Origin of the sequence: Brevibacillus parabrevis (genome assembly GCF_022701015.1) — a bacterium.
Taxonomy (GTDB): Bacteria; Bacillota; Bacilli; order Brevibacillales; family Brevibacillaceae; genus Brevibacillus; species Brevibacillus parabrevis.
In genome coordinates, this window is sequence record NZ_CP064090.1 from 1,872,724 (window position 1) to 1,898,664 (window position 25,941).

Annotated in this window: 24 protein-coding genes and 1 pseudogene; 16 read left to right on the forward strand and 9 right to left on the reverse strand. The window is 53.7% G+C overall.

The features are described from left to right. The first annotated feature begins 122 nt into the window (after nucleotides 1-122). From IRJ17_RS08865 to purU, 6 genes and pseudogenes are all read left to right on the forward strand, one after another. Nucleotides 123-1,267, forward strand: a pseudogene (locus tag IRJ17_RS08865) (IS3 family transposase). A gap of 293 nt (nucleotides 1,268-1,560) precedes the next feature. Further along, nucleotides 1,561-2,751 (forward strand): HlyD family secretion protein, encoded by a 1,191-nt coding sequence (locus tag IRJ17_RS08870; RefSeq protein WP_242774342.1) that lies wholly within the window; start codon nucleotides 1,561-1,563, stop codon nucleotides 2,749-2,751. After that, on the forward strand, nucleotides 2,748-3,506 hold the full coding sequence (locus IRJ17_RS08875) for an ABC transporter ATP-binding protein (protein WP_173596665.1): 759 nt from the start codon (nucleotides 2,748-2,750) through the stop codon (nucleotides 3,504-3,506). The genes IRJ17_RS08870 and IRJ17_RS08875 overlap by 4 nt, the downstream gene beginning before the upstream one ends. Next, nucleotides 3,503-4,642 carry an ABC transporter permease gene (locus IRJ17_RS08880; RefSeq protein WP_122964347.1) on the forward strand — a complete coding sequence of 380 codons (1,140 nt, stop codon included), beginning with the start codon at nucleotides 3,503-3,505 and terminating at the stop codon, nucleotides 4,640-4,642. Before IRJ17_RS08875 ends, IRJ17_RS08880 begins: the two co-directional genes overlap by 4 nt. A gap of 17 nt (nucleotides 4,643-4,659) precedes the next feature. Beyond that, complete coding sequence (locus IRJ17_RS08885) at nucleotides 4,660-5,331, forward strand: TetR/AcrR family transcriptional regulator (protein ID WP_242774345.1); 672 nt, start codon at nucleotides 4,660-4,662, stop codon at nucleotides 5,329-5,331. Between the two features lie 112 nt (nucleotides 5,332-5,443). After that, nucleotides 5,444-6,340 (forward strand): formyltetrahydrofolate deformylase, encoded by an 897-nt coding sequence (purU, locus tag IRJ17_RS08890; RefSeq protein WP_122964349.1) that lies wholly within the window; start codon nucleotides 5,444-5,446, stop codon nucleotides 6,338-6,340. Nucleotides 6,341-6,489: 149 nt separating this feature from the next. Here purU and IRJ17_RS08895 read toward each other — a convergent pair whose 3' ends face one another. The 3 genes from IRJ17_RS08895 to IRJ17_RS08905 all read right to left on the reverse strand — a co-directional run bounded on the left by IRJ17_RS08895 (nucleotide 6,490) and on the right by IRJ17_RS08905 (nucleotide 7,773). Further along, nucleotides 6,490-6,804 carry a DMT family transporter gene (locus tag IRJ17_RS08895; protein WP_122964350.1) on the reverse strand — a complete coding sequence of 105 codons (315 nt, stop codon included), beginning with the start codon at nucleotides 6,802-6,804 and terminating at the stop codon, nucleotides 6,490-6,492. Then, complete coding sequence (locus tag IRJ17_RS08900; RefSeq protein WP_063230881.1) at nucleotides 6,804-7,142, reverse strand: DMT family transporter; 339 nt, start codon at nucleotides 7,140-7,142, stop codon at nucleotides 6,804-6,806. The genes IRJ17_RS08895 and IRJ17_RS08900 overlap by 1 nt, the downstream gene beginning before the upstream one ends. A 61-nt stretch (nucleotides 7,143-7,203) precedes the next feature. Further along, complete coding sequence (locus tag IRJ17_RS08905; RefSeq protein ID WP_122964351.1) at nucleotides 7,204-7,773, reverse strand: TetR/AcrR family transcriptional regulator; 570 nt, start codon at nucleotides 7,771-7,773, stop codon at nucleotides 7,204-7,206. 321 nt (nucleotides 7,774-8,094) lie between these two features. Here IRJ17_RS08905 and IRJ17_RS08910 point away from each other — a divergent pair, with 321 nt between their 5' ends. Together IRJ17_RS08910 and IRJ17_RS08915 are read left to right on the forward strand one after the other, a co-directional pair. Continuing rightward, nucleotides 8,095-8,484 (forward strand): hypothetical protein, encoded by a 390-nt coding sequence (locus IRJ17_RS08910; protein ID WP_122964352.1) that lies wholly within the window; start codon nucleotides 8,095-8,097, stop codon nucleotides 8,482-8,484. Nucleotides 8,485-8,514: 30 nt separating this feature from the next. Continuing rightward, on the forward strand, nucleotides 8,515-9,027 hold the full coding sequence (locus tag IRJ17_RS08915) for a hypothetical protein (protein WP_122964353.1): 513 nt from the start codon (nucleotides 8,515-8,517) through the stop codon (nucleotides 9,025-9,027). 81 nt (nucleotides 9,028-9,108) lie between these two features. Here IRJ17_RS08915 and IRJ17_RS08920 read toward each other — a convergent pair whose 3' ends face one another. After that, complete coding sequence (locus IRJ17_RS08920; RefSeq protein WP_122964354.1) at nucleotides 9,109-10,029, reverse strand: LysR family transcriptional regulator; 921 nt, start codon at nucleotides 10,027-10,029, stop codon at nucleotides 9,109-9,111. 125 nt (nucleotides 10,030-10,154) lie between these two features. Here IRJ17_RS08920 and IRJ17_RS08925 point away from each other — a divergent pair, with 125 nt between their 5' ends. Beyond that, nucleotides 10,155-11,375 carry an MFS transporter gene (locus IRJ17_RS08925; protein WP_122964355.1) on the forward strand — a complete coding sequence of 407 codons (1,221 nt, stop codon included), beginning with the start codon at nucleotides 10,155-10,157 and terminating at the stop codon, nucleotides 11,373-11,375. Here IRJ17_RS08925 and IRJ17_RS08930 read toward each other — a convergent pair. The 3 genes from IRJ17_RS08930 to IRJ17_RS08940 form a co-directional block, all read right to left on the reverse strand. Beyond that, on the reverse strand, nucleotides 11,338-12,033 hold the full coding sequence (locus tag IRJ17_RS08930) for an alpha/beta hydrolase (RefSeq protein WP_122964356.1): 696 nt from the start codon (nucleotides 12,031-12,033) through the stop codon (nucleotides 11,338-11,340). The genes IRJ17_RS08925 and IRJ17_RS08930 overlap by 38 nt on opposite strands. Nucleotides 12,034-12,223: 190 nt before the next feature. Then, a complete protein-coding gene (locus IRJ17_RS08935; RefSeq protein WP_063230888.1) occupies nucleotides 12,224-12,880 on the reverse strand; it encodes a CoA transferase subunit B in 657 nt (218 codons plus the stop codon). 48 nt (nucleotides 12,881-12,928) lie between these two features. Then, nucleotides 12,929-13,621 carry a CoA transferase subunit A gene (locus IRJ17_RS08940; RefSeq protein ID WP_122964357.1) on the reverse strand — a complete coding sequence of 231 codons (693 nt, stop codon included), beginning with the start codon at nucleotides 13,619-13,621 and terminating at the stop codon, nucleotides 12,929-12,931. A gap of 326 nt (nucleotides 13,622-13,947) precedes the next feature. Here IRJ17_RS08940 and IRJ17_RS08945 point away from each other — a divergent pair, with 326 nt between their 5' ends. From IRJ17_RS08945 to IRJ17_RS08965, 5 genes are all read left to right on the forward strand, one after another. Further along, nucleotides 13,948-15,186 (forward strand): efflux RND transporter periplasmic adaptor subunit, encoded by a 1,239-nt coding sequence (locus IRJ17_RS08945; protein WP_242774349.1) that lies wholly within the window; start codon nucleotides 13,948-13,950, stop codon nucleotides 15,184-15,186. Then, nucleotides 15,179-18,436 (forward strand): efflux RND transporter permease subunit, encoded by a 3,258-nt coding sequence (locus IRJ17_RS08950; RefSeq protein WP_242774351.1) that lies wholly within the window; start codon nucleotides 15,179-15,181, stop codon nucleotides 18,434-18,436. The genes IRJ17_RS08945 and IRJ17_RS08950 overlap by 8 nt, the downstream gene beginning before the upstream one ends. 245 nt (nucleotides 18,437-18,681) lie before the next feature. Beyond that, nucleotides 18,682-19,188, forward strand: a complete 507-nt coding sequence (locus IRJ17_RS08955; RefSeq protein ID WP_122964360.1) for a VanZ family protein — start codon at nucleotides 18,682-18,684, stop codon at nucleotides 19,186-19,188. Nucleotides 19,189-19,248: 60 nt separating this feature from the next. Next, nucleotides 19,249-20,367: an acetate/propionate family kinase gene (locus tag IRJ17_RS08960; RefSeq protein WP_122964361.1), complete on the forward strand. Its 1,119-nt coding sequence runs from the start codon at nucleotides 19,249-19,251 to the stop codon at nucleotides 20,365-20,367. Between the two features lie 128 nt (nucleotides 20,368-20,495). Then, nucleotides 20,496-20,909, forward strand: a complete 414-nt coding sequence (locus IRJ17_RS08965; RefSeq protein ID WP_063230894.1) for a S1 RNA-binding domain-containing protein — start codon at nucleotides 20,496-20,498, stop codon at nucleotides 20,907-20,909. Nucleotides 20,910-21,174: 265 nt separating this feature from the next. On the opposite strand, the gene IRJ17_RS08970 is transcribed toward IRJ17_RS08965, so the two are convergent. After that, the gene (locus tag IRJ17_RS08970) at nucleotides 21,175-22,221 is read right to left on the reverse strand and encodes an aliphatic sulfonate ABC transporter substrate-binding protein (protein ID WP_242774377.1); all 1,047 of its coding nucleotides are present in this window, start codon (nucleotides 22,219-22,221) and stop codon (nucleotides 21,175-21,177) included. A gap of 29 nt (nucleotides 22,222-22,250) precedes the next feature. Then, nucleotides 22,251-23,594, reverse strand: coding sequence for an LLM class flavin-dependent oxidoreductase (locus IRJ17_RS08975; protein ID WP_242774400.1), 1,344 nt, complete (start codon nucleotides 23,592-23,594; stop codon nucleotides 22,251-22,253). A 391-nt stretch (nucleotides 23,595-23,985) separates the two neighbouring features. On the opposite strand from IRJ17_RS08975, the gene IRJ17_RS08980 reads away from it, so the two are divergent. Together IRJ17_RS08980 and IRJ17_RS08985 are read left to right on the forward strand one after the other, a co-directional pair. Further along, nucleotides 23,986-25,164 carry an LLM class flavin-dependent oxidoreductase gene (locus tag IRJ17_RS08980; protein WP_242774403.1) on the forward strand — a complete coding sequence of 393 codons (1,179 nt, stop codon included), beginning with the start codon at nucleotides 23,986-23,988 and terminating at the stop codon, nucleotides 25,162-25,164. Continuing rightward, nucleotides 25,161-25,934, forward strand: a complete 774-nt coding sequence (locus tag IRJ17_RS08985; RefSeq protein ID WP_242774405.1) for an ABC transporter ATP-binding protein — start codon at nucleotides 25,161-25,163, stop codon at nucleotides 25,932-25,934. The genes IRJ17_RS08980 and IRJ17_RS08985 overlap by 4 nt, the downstream gene beginning before the upstream one ends. Nucleotides 25,935-25,941 lie beyond the last annotated feature (7 nt).

A 25,941-nucleotide genomic window follows, 5' to 3' on the forward strand; every position in this document is an offset into this window, starting at 1 on the left:
CAACTCGCAAACGCCCAGGTCGCATATGGGACTGACCCCGTAATGTGAGACAAATCAAAACACCTTCAAGAGAACCTGACCATGTCGTAAGATATGGGGACAACCTTGGAGGTGTTTTTGCGTTGGCAACTAGAGTTAGTTATCCCGTAGAAATTAAAATGAAAGCAATTGAAATGCGTCTTGCAGGTGTCACCAAAAAGCAGATCATGCAGGAACTAAATATTAAAAATAAGACCCAAATTCAACAGTGGATGCGCTGGTATCAGAGCGGAGACATTCATCGTCTCCAACAGCCTGTAGGAAAGCAATATAGTTATGGAAAAGGGCCGATGTACGATTCTGAACTGGAACAAGTCAAAGCAGAGAATCGTTTTCTTAAACAACAACTGGACGTTCTAAAAAAGTTAGAGGAGTGGGAAAAGAGGTGTCACCAGAAGTAATCGTTCCTTGGATGGAGTCCATTCGTGGGCAAGTAAGCGTGAGCCAAGCTTGCGCGTGGCTTGGTATCCCTCGTTCTACCTACTACCGTTGGAAAGCTGCATACGCGAAAAGAAACGAGGATTTAGTTGTGGAAAAGATTCGGCAACTCTGTATTCAACATAAGTTCCGTTATGGGTACAGAAAGATTACAGCACTGATGCGAGCTGAGATGTCAATTAATCATAAACGAATACAACGTATCATGTAGCGTGAACAACTACAATGCCGAGTGAGGATGAAGAAACGAAAGACAACAGGACAACCTTCTTATGTAGCAGATCATCTCCTGCTGCGACAATTTCAAGCAAGTACCCCCATGCAGAAATTAGTGACCGACATTACTTATTTACCTTACGGAAGTAAACTTTTATATTTATCGAGCATCATGGACTTGTACAATGGTGAGATTGTGGCATACAGTATTTCTGACAAACAAGACACATCGCTTGTCCTCGATACGCTATATCAACTGCCAGACCAACCTGGAATGATGCTACATAGCGATCAGGGCAGCGTGTATACGTCTCAGGCGTATCAAGCAGCAGTTAAGGGAAAAGGCATTACCATGAGCATGTCCCGTAAGGGTACGCCCGCTGATAATGCCCCCATCGAGTCGTTTCATTCCACACTAAAGTCTGAAACGTTCTATCTCGATAATTTTATCTGTACGACGACGGCCATCGTTGTGCAGATTATCCAAAGCTACATTCATTACTATAACTCAATTCGCATTCAAACGAAACTAAACAACCAGTCACCGATTCAATTTCGGCAACTGGCTGCTTAAATAGCTAAGGTGTTTTGATCCCTGTCCTACGGACGGGGGTCAGTCCCCCCCTATGGACCGGGGCGTTTTTTCTTTGAGTAGCGAAAAAAAGCGATTGCATGTCGGGCGGAAGGGGCATATACTCAGAGTATAAAAGTGAGTAATCACCCGCTTTTATGTTTTACAAAATGATAACCAGCCATCATGGATAAACGAATCCCCCATGAACATGCAAAAGCAAGCGAAAACGCGCTCTTTTTTTACACATCAGCAAAAGTGAGCGCTCACTATTATACGAAACGAGGAGATGTTGCATGAAGCGTATTTTGCGCACGGTATGGATCGGCAGTCTGGCTCTTGCCTTGTCAGGCTGCGGGCTGTTCGGCGACAAGCAGCCGTCTTTGTCCGGAACGATTGAAGCAGATGAATGGCCTGTCGTGGCAGAAGTAGGCGGGACGGTGACGAGGGTGATCGCCGAGGAAGGAAGCACGGTGAAAAAAGGCGAAGTGCTGGCGGAAATCGATCAGCGCAGCTACCAGATCAGCGTCGCAGAAGCGAAAGCAGCATTGGAACAGGCGAAAGCCAAACTGGAGGAAGCGAAGGCAGGCTCCCGCGACCAGACGATTCAGAAGGGAGTGGCAGCCGTCCAGCAAGCGAACGCCAACATCCGCTTGGCACAGGCCAGAAGCAGTCAGGCCGAAGCGGGGATTGCCAGAGCGAGACAGCAGTTGGCGCAGGTCGAGGCGCAGCGCGAGGGAGCGGAGGAGACGCTGCATTTTCAGCAAAAACGGCTTCAGGAAGTGACGGCTCTGTACGAAAAAGGCGCGATCTCGCAAAAAGACCTGGACATGCAAAAAGAAGCGGTGAACCAGGCGACGACGCAGCTGAACCAGTGGACGGCCCAGGTGGCGCAAGTCAAAGCGGCGTACAGCTCGGCAGAGGAGGAGGCAGCTGCGGCGGTAGCCCAGATCGGCACAGCCAAGGCGCAGGAGCAAGGGGCGCAGGCAGAGCTTGATTTGGCCCGGGAAGGCAGCACGGTCTATACGATCCGCGCTTTGCTTGCCGCGCAGGAGCAGGCTCAGGCCAGGCTCGACCAGGCGATGCTGCAACTGGACAAGACCCGGGTAGTCGCAGCAGAGGACGGCGTGTTGTTGCGGTCCTCCGTCGAGCAGGGCGAAGTGGCGAAAACCGGAGCTACGCTGTTCACGATGATGAAGGCCGATCAGCTCAAACTCGTCGTCTACATCCCGGAAGCGCAGCTGAATCGCGTGCAAAAAGGGCAGGAAGTCGGCATACAGGTGGACGCGTATCCGAACGAGACGTTTAAAGGGACGATCAGCCGGATTTCGGAAAAGGCGGAATTTACCCCGAAAAATGTGCAGACGCAAGATGAGCGGACGAAGCTCGTTTTTGCGGTGACGATTGACGTGGCAAAAGGGCAGGAGAAAATCAAGCCGGGGATGCCAGCAGACGTGCTGTTGCCAGAAGGAGAGAACGCCCAATGAACGTCGCCATTGAGTGCCAGCAACTGACAAAGCGTTTCGGAGAGCGCATCGCCGTCAACCAGCTGACTTTGACAGTGCCAAAAGGTTCGATCTACGGCTTCCTCGGCCCGAACGGCTCGGGCAAGTCGACGACGATTCGCATGCTGTGCGGGCTGATGACGCCCACGACTGGCAGCGGCACGGTGCTTGGCTACGACGTGATGACACAGAGCGAGGAGATCAAGCAGCGAATCGGCTACATGTCGCAAAAGTTCAGCCTGTATGAAGATTTGACAGTGGAAGAAAATCTCGATTTTTACGCGGGCGTGTATCAGCTTGGCGCAGCAGAGCGCAAGCAGCGAAAAGCCGAGCTGATCGAGATGGCTGGTTTGACGGGACGCGAGAAGCAGCTGGCAGGCTCGTTGTCCGGCGGCTGGAAGCAGCGTCTTGCCTTGTCCTGCGCTTTGCTGCACAAGCCGGAGCTGTTGATTTTGGATGAGCCGACCGCGGGAGTCGATCCGGTGTCCCGGCGCATTTTTTGGGACGTCATTCACGAGCTGGCGAAGCAAGGAATTACTGTGCTCGTGACCACGCACTACATGGATGAGGCCCAGACGTGCGACTGGATCGGCTTCATTTTCTTTGGCAATTTGCTTGCCGAAGGAACTCCCGGGGAATTGATTGAGCGCATGGAAGCGAACAATCTGGAGGACGTGTTTATCGAGCTGGTACGGCGGGAGGAAGCGAGGCAGGCAGCAGAGGGGGGAGCGCGATGAAGCGGTTCGTCTGGGAGCGCTACTGGTCCGTCGTCAAAAAAGAAGTGATCCAGATCAAGCGCGATCGGCCCAGTCTGGCGATTGCCCTGGTCATGCCGCTAATGCTGCTGTTTTTGTTCGGCTACGCCGTCAATACAGACGTGAGCGACATCAAGATGGCAGTCTGGAACCAAAGTCCTTCTGCGGCAAGCCGGGAGTTGGTCGAGCAGTTTGTCCACACGGAAATTTTTCAGGCAACAGCCAGTGTCAGCGGGTACCGCGAGCTGGAAGCGATGCTCGACGAAGGCACGGTGGACGTAGGCTTGGTGATCGGGCCGGACTACACGCGCAAAAAAGATCGGGGCGAGCCAGCCCACATCCAGCTGCTCATTAACGGCTCTGATCCGAATATCGCGCGCACCGCCATGTCCAACGCCCAACTGATCGTGCAGCATCAGGCGATCGCGCTCCAGGAAAAAAATCTGCAAAAACAAGGGCTGGGCGAGCTGCAACTGCCGCTTGAGCTGGATACACGGGTGCTGTTCAACCCGAATATGGAAAGCATCGTCTTCAACATCCCGGGCTTGATCGGGCTGATTATGCAAAATGTCACGATGATCTTGACCGCCTTTTCACTCGTGCGCGAAAAAGAACGGGGAACGATGGAGCAGCTCGTGGTGACGCCGATTCGTCCGTTGGAGCTGATGCTGGGCAAAATTACGCCGTACGTCGGTGTCGGCCTGTTTTCCTTTTGCCTCGTGCTCCTGGTCGGAACAGCCTGGTTCGGAGTGCCTGTCAAAGGCAGCATCGGCCTGTTGGTCGCCTTGTCAGTCCTGTTTCTCGTGACGACGCTGCTCCTCGGGATTTTTATCTCTACGGTAGCGAAGACACAGCTGCAAGCGATGCAGATGGCTTTCGCACTCATTCTGCCCAGCGTGCTTTTGTCCGGCTTCATGTTCCCGCGCGATTCGATGCCTGTCGTGATACAATGGTTGGGCGGGCTGGTCCCGTTGACTTATTTTCTGGAAATTCTGCGCGGAATCTTTTTGAAAGGCGTGGGCGCCGAGGCGCTCTGGAAAGACATCGTCGGGATGGGAGCATTCAGTCTGCTGATTTTGGCTGTCGCCATCGGAAGGTTCCGCAAGAAGATTGAATAGAGGAGCGTACGTGACGTATGAACAAGCCGCCATCGTTTGAAGAGGGCCTGTTGCAATATGTGGAGGAGCTGAAGGACGAGAGCGAGATGACGGAGAAGCAGCGCAATATTTTGCGAGCCTCTGTCAAGCTGTTTGCGGAAAAAGGATTTCACGCCAGCTCAACCGCGGAGATCGCCAAAGAGGCAGGAGTGGCCGAAGGAACGATTTTCCGTCATTACAAATCGAAAAAAGACATCTTGCTTGCGGTTGTCGCCCCTGTCCTGGTGAAGTTCGCGGCACCGTTCATCTTGAAGGACTTGCGCGAGATTTTCCGGGAGCAGGCGCAAAAGCCGTTCGGAGAAATCGTGGCGGAGCTGTACCGCAATCGCTTGAATCTGGTCGATGCCAACGAGAAGCACATCCGCATCTTGCTGCAGGAGGCGTTTTTCCATCCGGAGATTCGGGAAGCGCTGATCGCAACCGTATTTGAAGACGCAAAAGCAATGGTGCAAAAGCTGATCGAAGCCAAAATCGACGCGGGCGAGCTGCGTCCACTGCCGAGCCAGGCTGTGTTTCGGGTCGTGCTGTCTTCCTTGATCGGAATGGTGCTGTTCCGCCAGGTGCTGGACAAGGAAGATTACGCCCATTATAGCGATGAAGAACAGATCGCTTTGACCGTAGATATTTTGTTGAACGGAATTGGCAAATGAGATTTTATCGATAAGGGAACGTTTTCTCTCTAATTGGCTGTAACAGAAAGGCCGCAAAGTGGTATAATTGCAAACAACTTTTTGCTGTTTGCTTTTGGAGGAGAGAGAAACCATGCATTTGTTATCAGAGAGAGACTGGCTCGCGTATCGGGAAAAAAACAAAGACCGTGCGCGCATGCTCATTTCCTGCCCGGACCGCGCGGGAATCGTGGCGGCTGTATCGAACTTTTTGTTTCAGCAAGGCGCGAATATCGTTCAGTCTGACCAGTACACGACAGACCCGGAAACAGGCCGCTTTTTCATGCGGATCGAATTTGATCTGATCAACCTGGAGGAGCGCTTTGAAGCGATCAAGGCCGAGTTCAGTCAGGTAGCGGAAAGCTTCAGCATGGACTGGTCGCTGGTGGAAGCGAACAAGCGCAAAAAAGTCGCCCTGTTTGTTTCCAAGGAAGATCACTGTTTGCTGGAACTGCTCTGGCGCTGGAAGTCCGGCGAGCTGCACGCAGACATTTCGGTGGTTGTCAGCAATCACCCGGACATGCAGGAGACGGTGGAGTCTTTTGGCATCCCGTACCGCTGCATCCCGGTGACGAAGGACAACAAGCCGCAGGCTGAGCAAGAACAGCTGGAGGCGGCAGAGGGCGTCGATCTGATCGTTCTGGCCCGCTATATGCAGATCTTGTCCCCGCGTTTTCTCACAGACTACGCGATGCGGATCATCAACATCCATCATTCGTTCCTCCCGGCCTTCGTGGGAGCGAAGCCGTACGAGCAGGCGTACCGCCGCGGCGTGAAGCTGATCGGGGCGACGGCGCATTATGTCACCGAGGAGCTGGATGCGGGGCCGATTATCGAACAGGACGTGCAACGCGTATCGCACCAGGAAGATGTAGAAGCGCTGAAGCAGCTCGGACGCCAGGTAGAGCGCACCGTATTGGCGCGGGCTGTCCGCTGGCATCTGGAAGATCGCGTACTGGTTTACGGCAACAAGACGATCGTTTTCCCGTAACAGGTTGAATCGATTAGGCGTTCAGCAGGATCAACAGGAAAAAGCTTCCCCAGGCAGGGAAGCTTTTTTGTTTGGCGCGTTAAAGGCGATGTCCAAAGGGGGAAGAAGTCTCGCTTCGACGACCGTTTCTTTTAGGCTTAGGACTTAGGTCAGGACACAAGCTTCAAGCCAGTCACGCCGACGATAATCAGGAGCAAACTGGCGATACGGGCCACGCTTCGCGATTCGCCGAAGAAAATCATATTGAGCAAAACAGCGCCTGCCGTACCGATCCCGATCCAGACGGCATAGGCCACGCTCAGTTGCAGGTAGTTGAACGCCTGGTACAGAAAAGCGAAGGACAGGGCGAACCCGCCTGCAAACAAAGCGGTATGGAGCGCGTTCTTCTTTTGACTGAACAGCTTCAAGCCTACCACTCCGACGATTTCACAACTAGCAGCGAGAAAGACAAACAGCCAACCCATTATTGATGCACCTCTTTTTCTCCTCGATTGTCAGCCAGCTTCAAGCCGATGACTCCCAGCACGAGCAGCGCGATGAAGAGCAGTTTCAGCACGTTCATGCTGCCGCCGAACAAAAAGAAGTCCATGAGCACGGTTCCGACAGAGCCAGCGCCTGCAAAGATCGCGTATACGGTACCTGTCGGCAAGCCTTCACACGACTTGGTCAAAAAGTAGAAGTCGACAATAATCACGGCCACCAGCAGTGCCCACTGCCACAAAAACTGGGCGGTACTGAAGCCGTACACCCAGACCATTTCCAGCAAACACGTCATCATCACATACATCCAGTATTTTCTCATCTTTTATACACCTCGAAAAATGAATGATATTCAGTCATTTCCCCTCAAAAGAAAACATACTTTACGGACGCAAAGCATGTTCCAGGAGGGTCAGCAATTCAGCTTTTTGTTTGGCTTCGTTATCAGCGTCATATCCTGCGTACAGGTAGACTTGCTCGGCCGCAGACTCGATCAGTCCGATCAGCAGCTTCGCGGCAAGAGCCGGATTCAGTGTGTCGCGGACAAGCTTGCGCTTTTTGTCCGCTTCCAGCATGGAAGCCACCAGATCGTACAGGGGAGTGTAGATCGTCTCCCACTGGCTGATGTGTTCCGTCGTAGACAGGCCCGCGTAAATTAGGACGGAAACGTCGCGGTATTCAGCGGTAACCTGGAAAATGGCATCTACGAGTTGGCTCAGCTGCTCTTGCAAGGGAGCTTCGGGAGCAATCGCCGCCTCGATCTTTTTCATGAATTGCACGACCATCTGCTCGGCGATGGCAGGCATGACAGACAGTTTGGAAGGGAAGTAAAGATAAAACGTTCCATGCGCGATGCCCGCTTTTTGGGCAATGTCGGCGATCTTGGTTTTTTCGATGCCTTTTTCCTTGAACGCTTCGATGGACGCTTGAATGATCTTTTCCTTTTTATCCATGAGTCCGACTCTCCAATCGAAAATGACTGATTATCATTCATTTTAGCGGAAGTGCTTTTTGAAAGTCAAGTATCTGAAAACAGATAATCGGGAGAAAGAACCTAATCATAAAGAAGTAAGCTACTCTCTAATTTTCAATATTAGTTAAGTATTTGATGAAACAAAATTTTAAAAAAGGGCGTCAACTAATTTAGAAGGAGTATTTAAATCTGGGAAAAGATTGAAAAATACAAAATTAATATTTTTATTGATTTGATGCTAAATTGACAATAAAATTTACATATAAAACCATTTTTGTAACAATAAGAGGTGTGAAGTCTAATGAAAAAGATAGCAGCTTGGGTATTGAGTTTAGTTTTTATTTTCTCAGCTACTTCAGCTTTTGCTTCGTGGGGAAGTGACACTAGAACAAAGTGTGGAAAGACAGGTGGATACCCAGAATTTTATTGCAAGGGAATAACTGACTCTGAAGACGATGATTTGTGGGGGAAATCATATATTGAAGTTTATCGTGATGGGAAATATATTGACAATGACTCTTCAGCGAAAGTTAGCATGAAATATGGAAACGAAGCTGAGGCAATGGTTGAAGCAGCGAAATCTTCCAAAGGTGATAACTTTATCGAAGGATATACCACGCATAAATGGTATAGATCTAAAACTGAAGGAGCATTCGATCAACTTGACACTCGGGATTACTATCCGCATTAATAAAATTTTGAAAAAAGGTGATGATACGAAATGAAAAGAAAAGCAATTGTTTCTTTGTTAGTTGTGGCGGGGATTGCTGGCGCTCTTGGATCTTTTGCTCTGGCTGGTGAAAAAGCTACTCCCAGCAAGCCGCAAAAATTTGTAGCTGCAGAAAGCACCCGACCTGCTGAATTGAATGAAAAACTTCAGAAATCATGGGAAGTATCGATTAACAAGTTTGATATTGATACCGACCAATATACTGCTTACGATTATTTCGATAGAAAAGTCATTTTAGAGCAATTACCGGCAGAAGAGAGAATGAGTTACTCTGATGCTATTCTCCAAGCTGTTAACAGTGTGCGAAAAGAAGGCGACTTGATGCCCATGCTTCTAGTTAAAGATGATTTAAGCGAAACGATTATCGTCTTTCAACGAAATGATGGAACGGGAACTTCTGTTGAATTAGTCTTGAAAGAGCAGGACAGCAATAAAAATAAAAGCCTGAGGTCAGAAAGTGAACAGCAGCGATCTTGGGCTTTAACATCTGTGGAGGAAAAGTAGACCAGAATCCTCAATAAAGGAACGTTTAAGCCACAGCAATAGCCTTAATCCAATCAAAAGCTGATCCATTACAGTAGCTTTTTACTGAGGATCAGCTTTTTTATTTGAAACGGCGCCCTTCCCCAATACCATCTCCAAAAACCGCTCCACCACAGGACGATGGCTGCTTTCCCCTGCACGCGTGCAGATGTAGACCGGGCGCTTGATCTCGACGCCGGGCACGGTTACGCGCCCGATTTCGTTGCGCTCGACCATTTCCTCGACAGCAAGCGCCGGGGCCAGCATCGTTCCGTACCCTGCACGTACAGATTGGATCGACTCGATCAGTCCGTGGTATTGCAGCCCGACCCGCGGGCGTCTGACGCCGTGCTCGCGGCAGAGGGAGAACAGCCATTCGCGCGTGGAACTGCCTTGTTCGCGGAGCAAAAAAGGTTCCTGGACGAGCTGCTCGATGCTGATTTCTTTGCCTGCCAACGGATGGGCTGCGGGGAGGATGAACCAGTAGAGCACATCTGTCATGTGGACGCGATCGATGGGCAGATCATCCTCCCACGCTTCTTTGATGACGATGGCGAGGTCGACCTGGCAGCTCAGCAGTAGCTCAATCGATTGCAGCGAATTGCGGGTGCGGATTTCCACGTCGACATGCTCGTAGTGCTGTTTAAATTCAGCCAGCCACTTCGGGACGAGGTAGTTCGAGGGCAAGTAGGTGGAAGCGATGCGCAGCTTGCCTTTTTCGCCCTGTCTGATCTCGGCCAGCTGGGATTCGATTTCCCGTTCCCAGTCGTAGATGCGGCGCGCTTTTTCAAACAGAAACCGCCCTTCATCGGTGAGCGAAATTCCCCGCCCGTCGGGAGCGAGCAGCGATAAGCCCAGCTCGTTCTCCAGTTTGCGGATTTGGGCGCTTACGGCAGGCTGGCTGATCGCGAGCGCTTCTGCCGCGGCAGTGACACTTTGGCGTGAGGCGACTTCGACAAAAATGCGCAAGGCATGCAGGTTCATTTGGCTGCTCGCTCCTTCATTCATAATCATTACTTATGAATCGTGTATGAATATGTATTAGATCGGATGAATGATTCCTTGTATGGTAAGCGATAGAAGGCAAGGAGTAAAGGAGCAAACAAAAGATGAGAGAAATCAGCGGGAGAAGGCAAGTCATCGCTGTGGCTTTGATCACAGCGCTTTGCATGCTGGGGGATTCCATGCTGTACGTGGTTTTGCCGCTCTATTGGAAGGAGGCCGGGCTGGACTCGCTGTGGGAAGTAGGCGTGCTGTTGTCGATCAACCGCTTGATCCGTGTTCCGCTCGGCCCGCTGGTCGGAAAATGGTACGAACGGACAGGCGGGCGTGCCGGGCTGGTGGTGGCGGTCATTTTGGCTTTTGTGACGACTTTGTCGTACGGCTTTCAAGGTTTTTGGCTGTGGCTGGCGATGCGCTCCTTGTGGGGTGTCGCCTGGACGTTTTTGCGGCTGGGGGCTTACTCGTTGATTGTGACGGTGGCGGAAAGACATAACCGTGGACAACTGATGGGGTTGTACAACGGCTTGTATCGTCTGGGCAGCCTTGGCGGGATGCTCGCCGGAGCGCTGTTCGCCACCTGGTACGGCCTGTTGCCTGCTGCGCTCGTGCTCGCCTGCTGTTCGCTTGTTGCCCTTGTGCTCGTCTTCCTGTTTATTCGCCCGAGCTTCACCAACCAAACGGCGGTAGATGTGGAGGAGACAGGGGCGTCACCGTCACGAAGTTTGTGGCGGCAGGCAAGCATACAAAAGACCATGCTGACCGCGCTTTTGGTCACCATGGTGTATCAAGGGATGTTTGCCTCGACATTGAGCAGGCTCATCGAGCAGCGAACACCGCTGCTTGTGCTTGGGGGCTTGGTACTGGGAGCCGCTGTTCTTTCCAGTCTGGCCCAAGGCGTTCGCTGGTGCTGGGAACCGTGGGCAGCCCCGGTAGTCGGCAGGCTGGCGGACCGATACGGCCGGAGAAAAATGTTCGTCGCGACCCTTTTGACAGGCTCGCTCCTGTTTGCCTGCATTCAGGGCGGTCTGCCTCTGGAGGCGTGGCTCGCGGTTTTGCTCGGCATCCAGTTGACGGCGACGATCATCACGACCGTAATGGATACGCTGGCGGCCGACGAAGCAGCCGGACAGACAAACAGCACGGCCGTGATGACCTGCTACTCCGTCATTACCGATCTCGGAGCGGCGTTGGGCCCGCTGATTGCGTTTTGGCTGGATGAGCACGCGGGCCTGCCCGTCATGTACCTCGGACTCTCGATTGCGCTCTTCCTGATCGCGCTGTCTTGGAGCGTCAGACGAGGGCAGGGGAGTCAGGGAAGCGTTCCTTGAGCGTCGCGAGCACATCGTGAATCGCCGCTTCCTTGTCCGGGCCGTGCAAAAGCATGTGATTCGAATGCTCGTACCAGGTGATTTGCGGCGAAGCGGATTGGTCCACGCTGGTTGCGAGCAGTTGCGCGCTGACGGCGTGGACCGTATCGTCGCGCATCGCTTGCAACAAGTAATACGGCGTCTTCACCTGGCGCAAAAGCGGCTTTGTTTCGGACAACAGTCGGCGAAACTGGAGCATGCTGCTGACCGGGATGCGGCCGATGCTTCTTATGTAGCGGCGCGAATGGGTGGGGAAGTCTTCGCGCAAATAGTGCAAGGCTTCTTTTACATCCCAGTATTTATATGGTGTGTTGATGGTGATTAACAGCTCGACAGGGTAGCGGGTCGTCAGATGAAAAGCGAGCAGGCCGCCCATGGAAAAGCCGATGATGACGATCGTCTCGGCGCGCATGGACAGGCGCTTGTAGCCTTCTTCGGCAGAGCGAAGCCAGTCGTTGCGCGTGCTCCGTGCCATTTGGCGGCGAGTCGTCCCGTGTCCTTCCAGAGTAGGGCATTCCACCTGGTAGCCAGCCTCGCGCAGCACTTTGGCGAGCGGCAAAATGTCGTTGATGTCTCCTGCGAATCCGTGGATGAGAAGACAACCGACTGTTCCTGACATCTTGATCTCTTCCTCTCAAATGTTGGGAATTTGGTTTTGTGTACGTATTATATACCGAATGAGGGAAGGAAGCGACTGCGCGGGTGCAGCTCTCAAAGAAAAGACCCCGTCACCTGTGCGGTAGCCGGGGCCGAGGGTATGGCGATGATTCATCTGCGCTTCATTTTCCGGCGCAGGAGAGCAGACAAAGTTACAGACCGATCGTTTTCAGCTCAGGCGAGATGATCAGCTTCGGCTCGGTGCATGCCTGGATGTCTTCCGCGGTGTAGCCTTCCGCGACTTCGACCAGAACGAGTCCATCCGGTGTGACATCGAGGACGGCTCTGTCCGTGATGATGCGGTTGATCACTTTTTTGCCTGTAAGCGGGAGCGCGCATTGGTTCAAAATTTTTGTCTCGCCATGCTTGTTGACATGGTCCATGATGACGACGATTTTTTTCGCCCCATGCACCAGATCCATGGCTCCGCCCATGCCCTTGACCATTTTGCCCGGAATCATCCAGTTTGCCAGGTCACCCTCGGCGGAAACTTCCATCGCTCCCAAAATGGCGAGGTCGATGTGGCCGCCGCGGATCATCGCAAAAGATTCCGCGCTGGAAAAGTAAGCAGCGCCCGGTATCGCCGTAACGGTTTCTTTTCCGGCATTGATCAGATCAGGATCAAGTTCGTCTTCGGTCGGATAAGGCCCGATGCCGAGCAACCCGTTTTCCGATTGCAGGACGACAGTTTTTCCTTCCGGGATGTAGTTGGCAACCAGTGTAGGCATCCCGATTCCCAAGTTTACGTAAAAGCCATCCTCGATTTCTTGTGCAGCACGAGTGGCGATTTGCTCACGAGTAAGCGACATAATGGTTTCCTCCCTAAAAATGAGCTTGTATGTGATCCGATCGTCAGGTCAGGAGCGGACCGTGCGGCGCTCGATCCGTTTTTCAAACGAAGGAGCGAGAATCAGACGCTGGACGTACACGCTTGGCGTATGGATGTGATCCGGGTCCAGCTCGCCTGTTTCCACGATTTCTTCCACTTCGACAATCGTGATTTTTCCGGCGGCAGCCATCATCGGATTGAAGTTTTGCGCCGTTTTGCGGAAGACGAGATTCCCCATCTTGTCAGCTTTCCACGCTTTGATCAGCGCAAAATCGCCCGTAATCCCATGCTCAAGCAAATACTCCTTGCCGTTGAAGGAACGCGTTTCCCGTCCTTCGGCAATCGGGGTGCCGACGCCAGCAGGAGTGTAGAAAGCAGGGATGCCTGCGCCGCCAGCCCGGATGCGCTCTGCCAGCGTGCCTTGCGGGGTCAGTTCTACTTCAAGCTCTCCCGAGAGGAATTGACGTTCAAATTCCTTGTTTTCCCCGACGTAGGAGGAAACCATTTTTTTGATTTGCTTTTCGCGCAGGAGCAGGCCGAGGCCCCAATCATCCACGCCGCAGTTGTTGGAGACGACAGTCAAATTTTTAACGGCCTTGTCGCGAAGCGCGATGATCAGATTTTCTGGAATGCCGACCAGCCCGAAGCCGCCTACCAGCAGTGTAGCTCCATCGTGAATATCAGCCACGATGTCCGCATAAGAAGAGTAAATTTTTGCCATGACGATCACTCCCACCATGAAAAAATGTCGTTGACGCGAGAAAAAGATTTTGTAAGCGCTCACAAGCAAGTGGACAGTTGCTTGAATATTTCCGCCCTTTCATCATACAGGATACGAGTTACAAACAAGTGACGAAAGTTCGGCCGATAATAAAAAAATATAAAAAATGACAGAAAAGTGATACAACTGTTTTTATTTTCTGTAAAATATATTTTGTCAATTATTTTTCTTAATGATTGCTCAGAACCGTTGATTTTTGCCGAAGGGTCAGCAGGGGCTACGCTGCCACCAGGAGGCGCATTACGCAAGGGTGCAGGAGTGAAAGTATGAAAAAATGGATTAGCCTCTCGATCATTGTCCTGCTTTTGACAGGCTGCGAAAAGCTGGATCAAAGAACCGGAGAACTTAAACGGATGGAAGAAGAGACTGTAATCAAGGTGAAAACGGTAAGTGCTTACACAGTGGTAGAGAACCAGGAAGCGCGAATGCTGGAGACAGCAGGCGTGGTCATGCCGAAGCAGGAGCTGGGGCTTTCGTTTGGCACCTCCGGGAAAATCGCGAGCATTCTCGTCCAGAAAGGGGCGAGCGTGAAAGCGGGCCAAACTTTGGCGACCTTGGATCAATCCAGTTTGCAAGCGGGGATTCAGGCGGCAGCCGGGCAAGTAGCCAGTGCGAATATCCGGCGCAGCAAGGCACTGTCAGGCCCGGAGAGCCACGAGATTCAGACGAGAAAGCTCCAGGTGGAAAAGGCGAAGGAGCTTGCGGCGAAGGCGGAGCGGGAGTATGCGCAAGCGACTGTTCTGTTTGCAAACGGGGCGATCGCCAAAGACGAGCTGGACAGGCTGGCTCTGGCACAGAAGCAAGCCAAGCTCAGCCTGGAGGAAGAGGAGATCGCGTACAACAAACTGATGAAGGGCGCAGACCGACTGGATGTCGAAGAGGCACAGGTCGGTGTGAGCCAGGCCAACGTTCAGCTCAGCCGCGCGAAGCAAGAGGCTGCCGATGCTGTACTGAAAGCGCCTTTTTCCGGTGTCGTCGCAGCCGTCTCGCAGCTTTCGTCCGAACAAACCGGACCGGGCAGCGAGGTTATTCGCCTCGTCGATACGAGCAGTTGGATCGTCAAGCTTCAGGTAGACAGCGAGCAGATCGGCTTGTGGCAAACCGGAGCAACGGTGCAGGTCAAATCGGCAGATGGCAGCGAGGCGGAAGGGAAAGTGACTTTTGTTTCACCTGTCATGGATCAAAATGTGGGGGCTTATCCGGTTGAAGTGACCGTCGACGGAAGCGCTGTGAACTGGAAAGGCGGCATGACCGTGACTTGCCACTACCCGGTAGCCGGAAAAAATGCGCCGATCGTTCCGGTCGCAAGCATCGGCATCTCCGATGAAGAATATTACGTAATGAAAATCAAGGAAAACACAGTGGAAAAGACGCCTGTAAAAGTAGGGGCGCTGCACGGTACGTTTTATGAAGTTCTGGAGGGACTTGAGCCGGGCGACCAAATTGTAGGGGCGGGTCTTTCCTATGTGGTGGACGGCGAGGCGGTGAAGGTGGCGGATGAATAACAAAACGTTTTTAGCCATTGCGCCTGCTCTGGCCCGCTGGAAGGCCGTGCTTCTCTGTCTGCTCGCGATTGGCGCCTTGTTCAGACTGGATGTGGCGACGTTTCCCGACAGGGGATTGCCGGAGTATACGATTCACCTGACTGCGTCAGGACTGACAGCGGATCAGGTAGAGTCATCCGTAACGCGGAAGGTAGAGGAGGCGGTACGCGCGCTGGGCAGTGCTGTGCAGATTTCCTCTGATTCTCGTGCCGGATCGGGAACGATTACGGTCAAAACGACAGAAAATCTCGGCTCTGACTACAAGGACCGCCTGGAGCAGAAGGTGTCCGAGATCATGAAGACACTGCCTGTCAAGGAATACAGCATTAGCCAGGAGAAGCTCGGAGACAATTTGGTCGGGTTTTACTTGCTTCACGGCAGCGATGTTCAGACGCTCTCCGATGTGGCGCGGTATACCGTCTATGAAAAGTTGATCCAGGCGCAGGGCATTGCTCGCGTCGAGATCGACGGTCAAGCCGTCCGGGAGCAGATCGAGATCGTTTTTCGCCCGTCGATGCTGCTGGCGTACGGTTTGACTCCTGAGGATGTGCTGGGCCAGCTTCCGCAGGATGTGATTCGCGAACAAATCGGGACGGTTGGCAAGACGGCGGATCGCACAGCTTTTACCTGGACGAGTCAGACAGAAGGGCCGCAGGGGCTGGGCAAGCAACTGATTTCTACAGGCAAAGGGTATGTGCCGCTGAAAACGCTCGCTGATATTCGCGACACAAGAGGAAGCAAAGGCGAGGAGATAAGCGTTTATCAAGGTTCTCCGGCAGTCGGCATATCGGTTTACGCTTCGGAAGTGGGGCAAGTTCCTGCCATCCGGCAAGAGACTGCGAAGATGATGGCGGAGCTGAATACCGATGCAGGCGGCAAATACGAGCTGACACTGTTCGACGATCGGGCGCAACCGATCTCTGCGGCGGTTGCTCAGCTGACATTGCTTGTCGGCGTGGCGGCTGTTCTCATCGCGCTTTATCTGCTCGCTTCCTTGAAAAGGATCGGCCCTGCCGCCTTGTCGCTTTTGGCTGTATTCATGGCAAGCGGAACCGTTTTGGGGGCGCTGTGGCTCTTTGGAATGAAGTTTACCTTTTCCGCGTTGGGGCCGCTGCTTGTGTTTGTGCTTGTTTACCTCGTCGCAGGCGCGACTTTCTTTTCCCGCCTGGACAGGCTTGGCGCCTATTCGCTCCCGGGAAGCCTGAAAACAGCCTGGACGGTCGTGAAGCCGCTGCTGCTCGCGCTCGTGGTGATGGCAGCGGCCTGGTTCACCATCGTCATGACAGACATGCTCAAAGCGGAGGATAAAGCCGTCCTGTTTGACGCCTGGCCTGTCATCGCTCTCGGCGCAGCGAGCTTTGCCCTGGTGTATGGCTGGATCATCCCGGTACTGACAGCGACATGGCTGGCGGAACCGGAGCCAGCTGACGCAGGAGAGAACATCCCTCGAACGCCGGGAAAAGTGACGCGTGCTCTGACGGTCCGCTGGGAGAAAATGGTGCAGCAAGGCTACTTGCCGTTTGGACTCACACTCGTCGCATCGGTTGTTTTTGTTTTGCTTTTGCAATCGTTTGTGCTAGTCGATCCTTTTGCGCAAGTGGCGCCAAAAGAGAAGACACTGTCGCTGCCGATGGTTCAGGAAAGCAACATCGACGATGCCATCAAAGCGGCGAAAAGTGCGGAGGAACGGCTGCGCCAACTGCCGGAAGTAGCTGATCTGTATACGGATGCCTCCCGCGAGCGCTTGACCATGCATGTCAAGCTGACAGACAAATCCAAGTGGACTCGCTCCGTATACGATCTGGAAAAGGAGCTGGACAAGCAGCTCCGCGACATTCCGCAGACAGACCCGTTCGCGCTCGTCGTCAACAGCGAGCAAAAGACGCGCCTGGAGTTCACGGTCAAGGGACCTTCCATGGAGACGACGCAGCATATTGCCAAGGAAATTCTCGTTTACTTGCAAAAAATGAGCTGGCGGGACAGAGACAATCGGGAAATCGTCACAGATGAGCGGATCGGTCCGGCGCAAAATACCGCGTTTATCGATATTCGCCCGAAACCGGACATGCTGGCGCGCTATCGTGTGAGTGAGGAAGAAATCAAACGCCAGCTGCAAAGCTATCTCGGCGAAAAACAGGCGGGCAGCATTTTCGTCAACGACCGCAATATTTCAGTCATTGCCCGCTTTCCCGACAAGTGGATGGACCATTCCGAACAAGTCAGACATATTTTGATTCGCACGCAGCAAGGGGCGGTTCGCCTGTCTGATCTGGTCGACTGGTCGAGCGGGGAGCAGCCGCAGGTTTATCAGCGGGAGGATGGCATGTACGTGTTCAAGGTCAGCAGCGCCATCGCAGATGCAAGATGGATTGACAGCATGGCGTACAATTTGCCGCTGGCCATGCAAGAAAAAATCACGGTTCCAAAAGGCTACACCATACTGAACGAGGATGAGCTGAAGAAACTGCGTGAAGAGCAGTCCGATGACAAAGACTGGAGCGGACGTCTGATCGTCATGCTCGCCATGGTCGCGCTTGTGCTCTTGACCAGCCTTCTGGTGCAACGACGGGCGCGGGATGGCTGGTTTGCTCTCCTCTTGCTGCCTGTGTTGTCGGGCGGCGTCACGCTGGGACTGCTTTTGCTGGATCATCCGATGAATTTGATGGGCTTTTACGGAGTGGCTGCGGCTTGCGCTGTGCTTCTCTCGCTGGCCTTGGTTCAGCTCGATGACATGTTTGCAGCAAGTAGCGAGCAGTCGAGTATTTGGAACGGAGTGCGCAGCGGCATGCAGCGCTCGTGGGCCACATCCGCAGCGATAGCGATCGCCATCGTGCTGGCAAGCTTGCCGATTGCCGCAGGCTCGCTCGCGGATGGGCAAACATTCGTATCGTTCGCCAGTGCCTTGTTGTTCGGGACAGTGTTCGCGCTGTTTGCCACTCTTGTGCTTGTGCCTGGCATGCAGCATGCGGCTGAATGGCGAGAGGCCGCCCAGTCGGATGTGTCGATTCCCGTCCTGGTGCGCCGCATTCGGGACTGGCAGGAAAATGAGCGGATTCGCCGCAGTGACGCACGAGCGCGGAAAAAGAGACAGCAGCAACTGGCGCAAGAAATGCGCAAGGAAGCGCAGGATGGTTCCGCAAACAAGAAAAGAGAGTTGGCAAAAGAGGACTTCTTGCCGTTGCCAACGGGAACAGACGACGCCAAGCCGTAACGGCTGGCGTCTTTTTTTGCTGTGAAAACAGCTCAGCGGCATTCGTAAAGCAGCTGCGTCTGCTTGCGGTCAACGCTTTTGCTACCGAAGAGAGGGAAAGCCGCCGCGACCGCCTGCGCCCACCACTTTTGCTCCCGAAAAGAGGAAAAACCGCCGCGACGGTTTTGTTCACAGGCTCGGCAAGGACTTTTCGGGAAATCTCGGGTAAGATGAGAGGAGAAACGAGTGTAGGAGGGAAACCTGGCTTGCGCCGATTGAAAAAGCTTTTGGATTATCTGCTGTTGGCTGCGATTTTGGTGGGACTGTTCCTGTCGTCCTCCCAGCCATACTACAAACAAGATTTGCGGGGGACGATATCCAAGGTAGTCGATGAACAAAGCTGGAATGAGCGGATGGAAGGGGTATCCGTTCCGTATGCCGGCAAGGAAATCAGCGTCGAGAACAAGGGAGCGGCGGGCTTTATCGAGTTTTTTATTCGCAAGGGAACGCATTTTACCGTGTTCGCGCTGTTGGCTTTCAGCTTCTATCGCGTTTTTTCCCACCGTCTTTCGTTTGCGGTCGCCCTGCCATGGAGCGCCTTTTGCAGCCTGCTTGTGGCTGTTCTGGACGAGTGGCATCAGACTTTTACCCCGGATCGGACAGGCATGGTGAATGACGTCTTGCTGGATTTAGCCGGATCTGTCACGATGTTGTTGATAATTCTTCTCAATTACATGTATTCACGAAGAACATATCATTATAAAATGAAGTGAGCGGCAGCCATCCTGACCGGGGCAGCTGCTTATTGAACGATTAGGGAGTGGATGAGATTCGTGTCAGACAAAAAGAACGTGCTCGTACTGAACTGCGGCAGCTCCTCGGTTAAGTACAAGCTTTACTCCATGCCGGGCAAAGAACTGATTGCCCAGGATTACTTGCAGCAAATCCAACGCGACGAATACGAGGATGCGATTCGCAGCGTGTTTGAAACATTAAAGCAACATCAAATTGATATTATCTCCCACCGGGTCGTGCACGGCGGAGAAGCATTTAAACAGTCTGTCGTCGTGGACGATCGCGTGAAAGCGGAGATTCGCAGCCTGTCCCGCTTTGCACCGTTGCACAATCCGATCAACCTGCTCGGGATCGAAGTCGCCCAAAGCATCTATCCCGACGTGAAACACGTAGCTGTTTTCGATACAGCGTTCCACCAGACCATGCCTCCATCCTCCTATCTATACGCGCTGCCATACGAGTATTACGAGCATTACGGAATCCGCAAGTACGGCTTCCACGGCACGTCTCACCGCTATGTCATGAGCCGCGCCGAAGAGATGTTGAACCGTCCGAAAGAACAGCTGCGGCTGATCAGTTGCCACATCGGCAGCGGGGTCAGCATTACCGCGATTCGCTACGGAGAATCGTTTGATACGTCGATGGGAATGACGCCTTTGGCGGGACTGTCCATGGGAACCCGCAGCGGCAACATCGATCCCGGGATCATTCCGTATATTGAAGAAATCGAAAAAACGGATACAGCCGGAGCCATTACGATTTTGAACAACAAGAGCGGATTGATGGGCGTATCCGGTGTGTCCAACGATTTGCGCGACGTTATGGAAAAGGCAGAAGCGGGACATTATCGCAGCCAGCTTGCCCTGGAATTGTTCACAACGATTTTGCATAAACATATTGGGCTGTATTTGGCGCGACTGAATGGCGTAGACGGGATTATTTTTACAGCAGGTGTTGGAGAAAATAGTTCTACCGTACGCGAAATGGTTTGCACCGGACTGGAATTTGCCGGGGTCAATCTGGATCGCGAAGCCAATCGCAGCAGCAAAGGTGAAGCATTTATCAGTACGGAATATTCTCCGGTCAAAGTCATGGTAATTCCTACCAACGAAGAGCTTGTAATGGCTACAGACGCGTACCAGCTGTCTTTTCACTAGCATGAAGTGCGTCATCTAGAAAGAATAGGCTTTTCAGTATTGGAATTTCTCTGCTATACTAGGAGAATGAGGCTTCTGGTTTGAGGTTCTCACCATTTTTCTGAAATAATAAAAGGAGTGCAAACTGGATGGCAGTACAAGTGGGAAGCATCATCGAAGGAAAAGTGACAGCGATTAAACCGTTTGGGATGTTCGTAGCAGTCAGCGAAACCGAGCAGGGGCTGGTCCACATTTCCCAAGTAGCAAACGGTTTTGTAAAAGATATCAATGATCACTTTACCGTGGGGGCACAAGTAAAGGTAAAAGTTCTCTCCATTGATGATGCAGGTAAAATCTCGCTTTCGGTTCGCGCCGCACTCCCAGCGCCTGAGCGTCCGGAGCGTGAAGAGCGCCGTGGTGGTGGATATCGTGGAGGCGATCGCGGAGGAAATGCAAAACGCGACAACGCAGCTTCCTTCGAGGACAAATTGAAAAAATGGTTGAAGCACAGCGAAGAGAACCTTGCGACTATCAACAAAAAGAACGCAAAACGTGGCTACTAAGCCTTGTGATAACAGAAAAAGGACGGGACATCCCGTCCTTTTTTTTACGAGGTTGACACTAAAGCAAAAAAGACAGGGAGCTTCCCTGTCTTTTTTGCGCATTTTTGAACGAACAAATTGCGAGAGATTCATCTTATGCGCATCACCACGCTCGATGACGAAGTGCCTCCGTCTCATCTCCCTTCCCGCTGAAAATCCCTAAAGTCATTTTGCATCGTAACGTGTTTGGAACTCCAATCTCGCCTAGCATTGCACGGCAGCAGGGTTAGTTCCCGACTTCCTTCAACGCCTGCTCGACGAATTTGCTCTCCAATACTTGGGAAGTGTCGAGCTTCTTTTTGATCGCGCCCACGGAGAAGAGAAAATCGGCCTGCTCCTGATGCGCTTTGGCAAATTCCGGCGTGATCGGGGAGAGGATGGGACTTGAATTTTGCAAAACCTTGCTGATGATCTCCCGCTCCAGCTTCTTGGTTTTGACAAATTCGTCCGTTACTTCGTCGAGGTGGCTGACGTAGTAGCGGCGCACTTCTTCGTACGTTTTGAGAAACAGGACCGTCAGTTCGGGGTGGTCTGCGGTAAAGCCAGTGCGCGCGATCAAAAATCCGGGAGCGAAAATGTTCAGATCGTCGCCTGTCACGAGCGTCTTGGCCTGCGTCTGCACGACAGCGGTCGTCACGTAAGGCTCCCAAGTCGACCACGCATCGATGGCTCCGGTGTCAAGGGCGGGCCGCGCTTCATCCGGCTGAAGGTGAATGATTTCCACGTCCTTGTCGTTCAGCCCGGCCCGATTCAGCACCATGTACAGGAAGTTGTAGGCGCTGCTGCCTTTGGCGACGGCGATCTTTTTGCCCTTGAGCTGTTTGATATCGGTGATCGGGCTGCCTTTCGGAATGACGATCGCGTTGTTGCGCTTGCCGTCGCTCGTTACGGCGATCGCTTTGAAATCGACACCTCCGGTTTGTGCAGAGACGACCGGAGTGCCGCCTGTCGCGCCGAAGTCGAGCCGCCCGGAGGCAATCGCTTCGAAATGGGGAGGACCGCTGGCAAATTCATGCCACTTTACTTCGGCTCCGGCTTGGGCAAAAGCTTTTTCAAAAATGCCCTTGTCCCTGGCGTAGGAGAAAATCCCGGTGCTGCCTTGAATGCCGATGTTTACGACGACTTTTTCTTTTGCCTCTGCACTGGCGGCAACAGTCTGCTGTTGCTCGGGTGCTGCTGTTTTGCCGCAAGCGCTCAACAACAGCAGGGACAGGACGACGATCAGGCGGAGCCAGCCGATTGTTTTCGGGGAAGACTGCATATGTTTGTTCATCCTTTCTTTTCTGTGGGTCTATGGGTGTCCTAATGGACTTGTGGCGCACTGGCAAACTGGTTGGCTGGAACATCCAGCCCGTAATGCTCGCGCAAGGTGTGCCCGGTGTACTCTGTGCGGAACAGCCCCCTCTGTTGCAGCTTCGGCACGACCTGGTCGATGAAGTCCTCCAGCCCTCCGTTCGTCAACTGCGGCATGATGTTGAAGCCGTCTGCCGCGCCTTGGGTAAACCACGCCTCCAACTCGTCCGCCACTTGCTCGGCAGTGCCTGCGATTGTCCGATGGCCGCGACCTCCGGCGAGACGAAGCAGCAGTTGGCGAAGCGTCAAGCTTTCCCGCTCGGCCAAATCGCGGATCAGCTGGGCGCGGCTCTGATGCCCGGCGATTTGTTCCGTTGCGGGAAGCTCGGGCAGCGGGCCGTCCAATGGGTAGGAGGACAGATCGTAGCCGATGCGATTGGATAGTTGCAGCAGGCTGTAGGCGGGATGCGTCACCTCGTGCAACTGCGCCTCTTTTTCTTTTGCCTCTGCCGCGCTCTCGCCGATGATCGGGCAAATGCCAGGCAGGATGACGACTTGTTCAGGGGAGCGTCCGTAGCGGGCGACGCGCGATTTGACGTCGGCGTAAAACGCCTGGGCGTCCGCCAGCGATTGCTGTGCGGTGAAAATGGCTTCGGCATACCGGGCGGCGAAGTCTTTTCCGTCCTCGGAAGATCCGGCCTGGACGAGCAGTGGCCGTCCCTGGGGAGAGCGCGGCAAGTTCAGCGGGCCGCGCACGGCAAAATGCTTGCCTTTGTGGTTGAATTCGTGCACCTTGCTGTTGTCTGCGTAAATGCCCGAGGCTTTGTCCTGGATTAGCGCGTCGGCCTCCCAGCTGTCCCACAGCTTGAGAGTGACATCGAGAAATTCTGCCGCCCGTTCGTAGCGAAGGTGATGCTCGGGGATTCGCTCGCAGTTGAAATTTTGCGCCTCGCCATCTGTTCCGGACGTGATGATGTTCCAGCCCGCCCGGCCTTTGCTGAGATGGTCGAGGGAAGCAAAGCGGCGGGCGAGGTTGAACGGTTCGTTGAAGCTGGTGGAGACCGTAGCGATCAACCCGATCCGGCTGGTCACGACGGCGAGAGCGGACAGGAGGGTGAGCGGTTCCAGTCCGCTGATCGCCCCGTACTTGACAGCTTTGCGCGAGGTGGCGTAGCGGTCGGCCAAAAAGAGGGAATCCAGCTTGGCTTGCTCCGCTTTTTGCGCCAGCCGCTGAAAGTGGGAAAAGTCGATGATATCCTCCACGCGGGAGGAAGGATGGCGCCATGCCGCCTCATGATGACCCAAGCTCGACAAAAACAAGTTCAGGTGGAGCGTGCGTTTTTGGTTGCCCATGTGTATCACCTCATAGAAAAATTGGGAGTGCAGGACGCACAAAAGGCCTCGTCCCAAACAGCAATCGTTCGCTGTTGGAAGGAGACCTCCAGTGGTCTGGTCGGTAAAAGGATAATTCCGAGTTGCAAAGTATGAAATGGATGATAGCAACAAATGGGAGAAGAGTCAATCCCAATATGCAATATAGTAAGAATAGCCGGAATAGCGGAGCAAATTTTTTGTTGACCCTATTGACAGCCGCTGGAAGCCGATGATACGATTGCGCACAATACCGACTAATCAAGTGTGAATTATTGAGTTTTGCCAACCAGAAAACTGGAGGCACAGTTGCGGAGATGACCGCGACTGTGCCTTCTTTTTCATTCCAAATCAATTCAAAGGAGTGGAGCCGATGGGGAAATCAAAGCAACAAGCCGAATTTGGCTGGTTTATTCCAACGACGGGAGACGGCAAGTATATCGGCGTCGAGCCGGAGCGCGAGTCGACTGCTGACTACATGGTTCAGGTGGCGCAAACAGCCGAGCGGGCAGGCTTTACTTTTGCCTTGATTCCGACTGGCGGAGCTTGCATCGATTCCTGGATCGTCGGGGCTACGATCGCTGCCCATACACAGGTGCTCAAGCCGCTGGTCGCCATGCGTCCCGGGCTGATCGCCCCTGTGTTGGCTGCGCGGATGGCTGCTTCGCTCGATCAGGTGTCGGGCGGCAGGGCACTGATTAATGTCGTGACAGGCGGCAGCCCGCAAGATTTGCTCGCCACGGGTGACCCGCTCGCCCACGATCACGACGGCCGCTATGAGCGCACGCGGGAGTTTCTGGAGATTGTCAAAAGCGTCTGGACAAATTCGCACGCCCAGCCGGAGCGGTTTTTGGCGAGCAACCAGACCGCTCAGCAGGGAGCGCAGCCGCTTCACTATTCCGGTCGCTTTTATGAGATCAAGGGAGGGGCGAGCTTGCCTGCTCCCGTGCAGCAGCCGCACCCGCCGCTCTACTACGGGGGAAGCTCGCCCACAGGCAAAAGGGTTGCGGTCCAGACAGCCGATGTCTACTTGATGTGGGCGGAACCGCTGGAGTGGATTCGCCAGCAGATTGCCGAGGTGGAGGAGCTGAAGCGAGAGCTTGGCCGCGACCGCGAGCTGCGCTACGGACTTCGCGCCCAGGTGCTGGTGCGCAAGACGGAGGAAGAGGCGTGGAAAGAAGCGTGGGAAATCATCAGCAAGGTAGATCCGCAGGCGCTCCAGCAGTCCGGCCAGCGGTTCAGCCACACCGATGCCATCGGACAAAAACGGCAAAATGAGCTGCGGGAAGGCTCCAAAAAAGACAACTACGTGATTGGTCCCAATCTGTGGTCTGGCCTGTCGACCGTGCGCGGCGGCGGTGCCGTCCTGCTGGTAGGTACCCCTGAGCAAGTATCAGAACGCATTTTGGAATACATCGATCTGGGCATCTCGTCTTTTATTTTGTCCGGGTACCCCCATCTGGAGGAAGCGGCGATCACTGGCGAGCTGTTGCTGCCTGTCGTCAAACAGAAGCTGGAGCAACGACAGCAGGCAAAAGGAGTCGGCGTATGACCGCGCTGCTGGAGATCACCCGACTCGACAAGACATTCGAGACGTCCAAAGGAGCGACGCAGGCGCTCCGCGACATCCGGCTGACTGTAAAGGAAGGCGAGTTCCTCACCGTCATCGGGCCGAGCGGCTGCGGGAAGAGCACACTGCTGAAAATCGTCGCGGGGCTGGACACGGAATACGCCGGGAGCGTCAGGCTTGCCGGACAGCCAGTGAGCGGTCCCGGTATCGACAAAGGCTTCATTTTTCAGGAGCCGCGGCTTTTTCCCTGGCTGACGGTGGAAAAAAACATCGCCGCCAACCTGTCGCTCAAAAATCCGGCGATTCGCGAGCGCGTAGATGAGCTGATCCAGCTCGTCCGACTCGGAGGATTTGCCAAGTCGTATCCGCGCGAGCTGTCTGGCGGCATGGCGCAGCGGGTGGCGATCGCCCGTGCGCTCTTGCGCAATCCCCGGGTGCTTTTGCTGGACGAACCGTTCGGAGCGCTGGATGCCTTTACCCGCTCACACATGCAGGAAGTCCTGCTCGACATTTGGCAGGAAAACAAGACGACGATGATCTTCGTGACACACGATATCGACGAAGCGATCTACTTGGCCAACCGGGTCGTGATCATGAACGCACACCCGGGCTCCATCAAGCGCATCGTTCCTGTCGATCTGCCTTTTCCCCGGAAAAAGGCAAACCGTTCCTTTCAGGAGCTGCGCCATCTCGTCTTGAACGAGTTCGAAAAGGTGGACGAACTGGAATTGGTCGATAGCTCAGGGATTTGACGGAGGT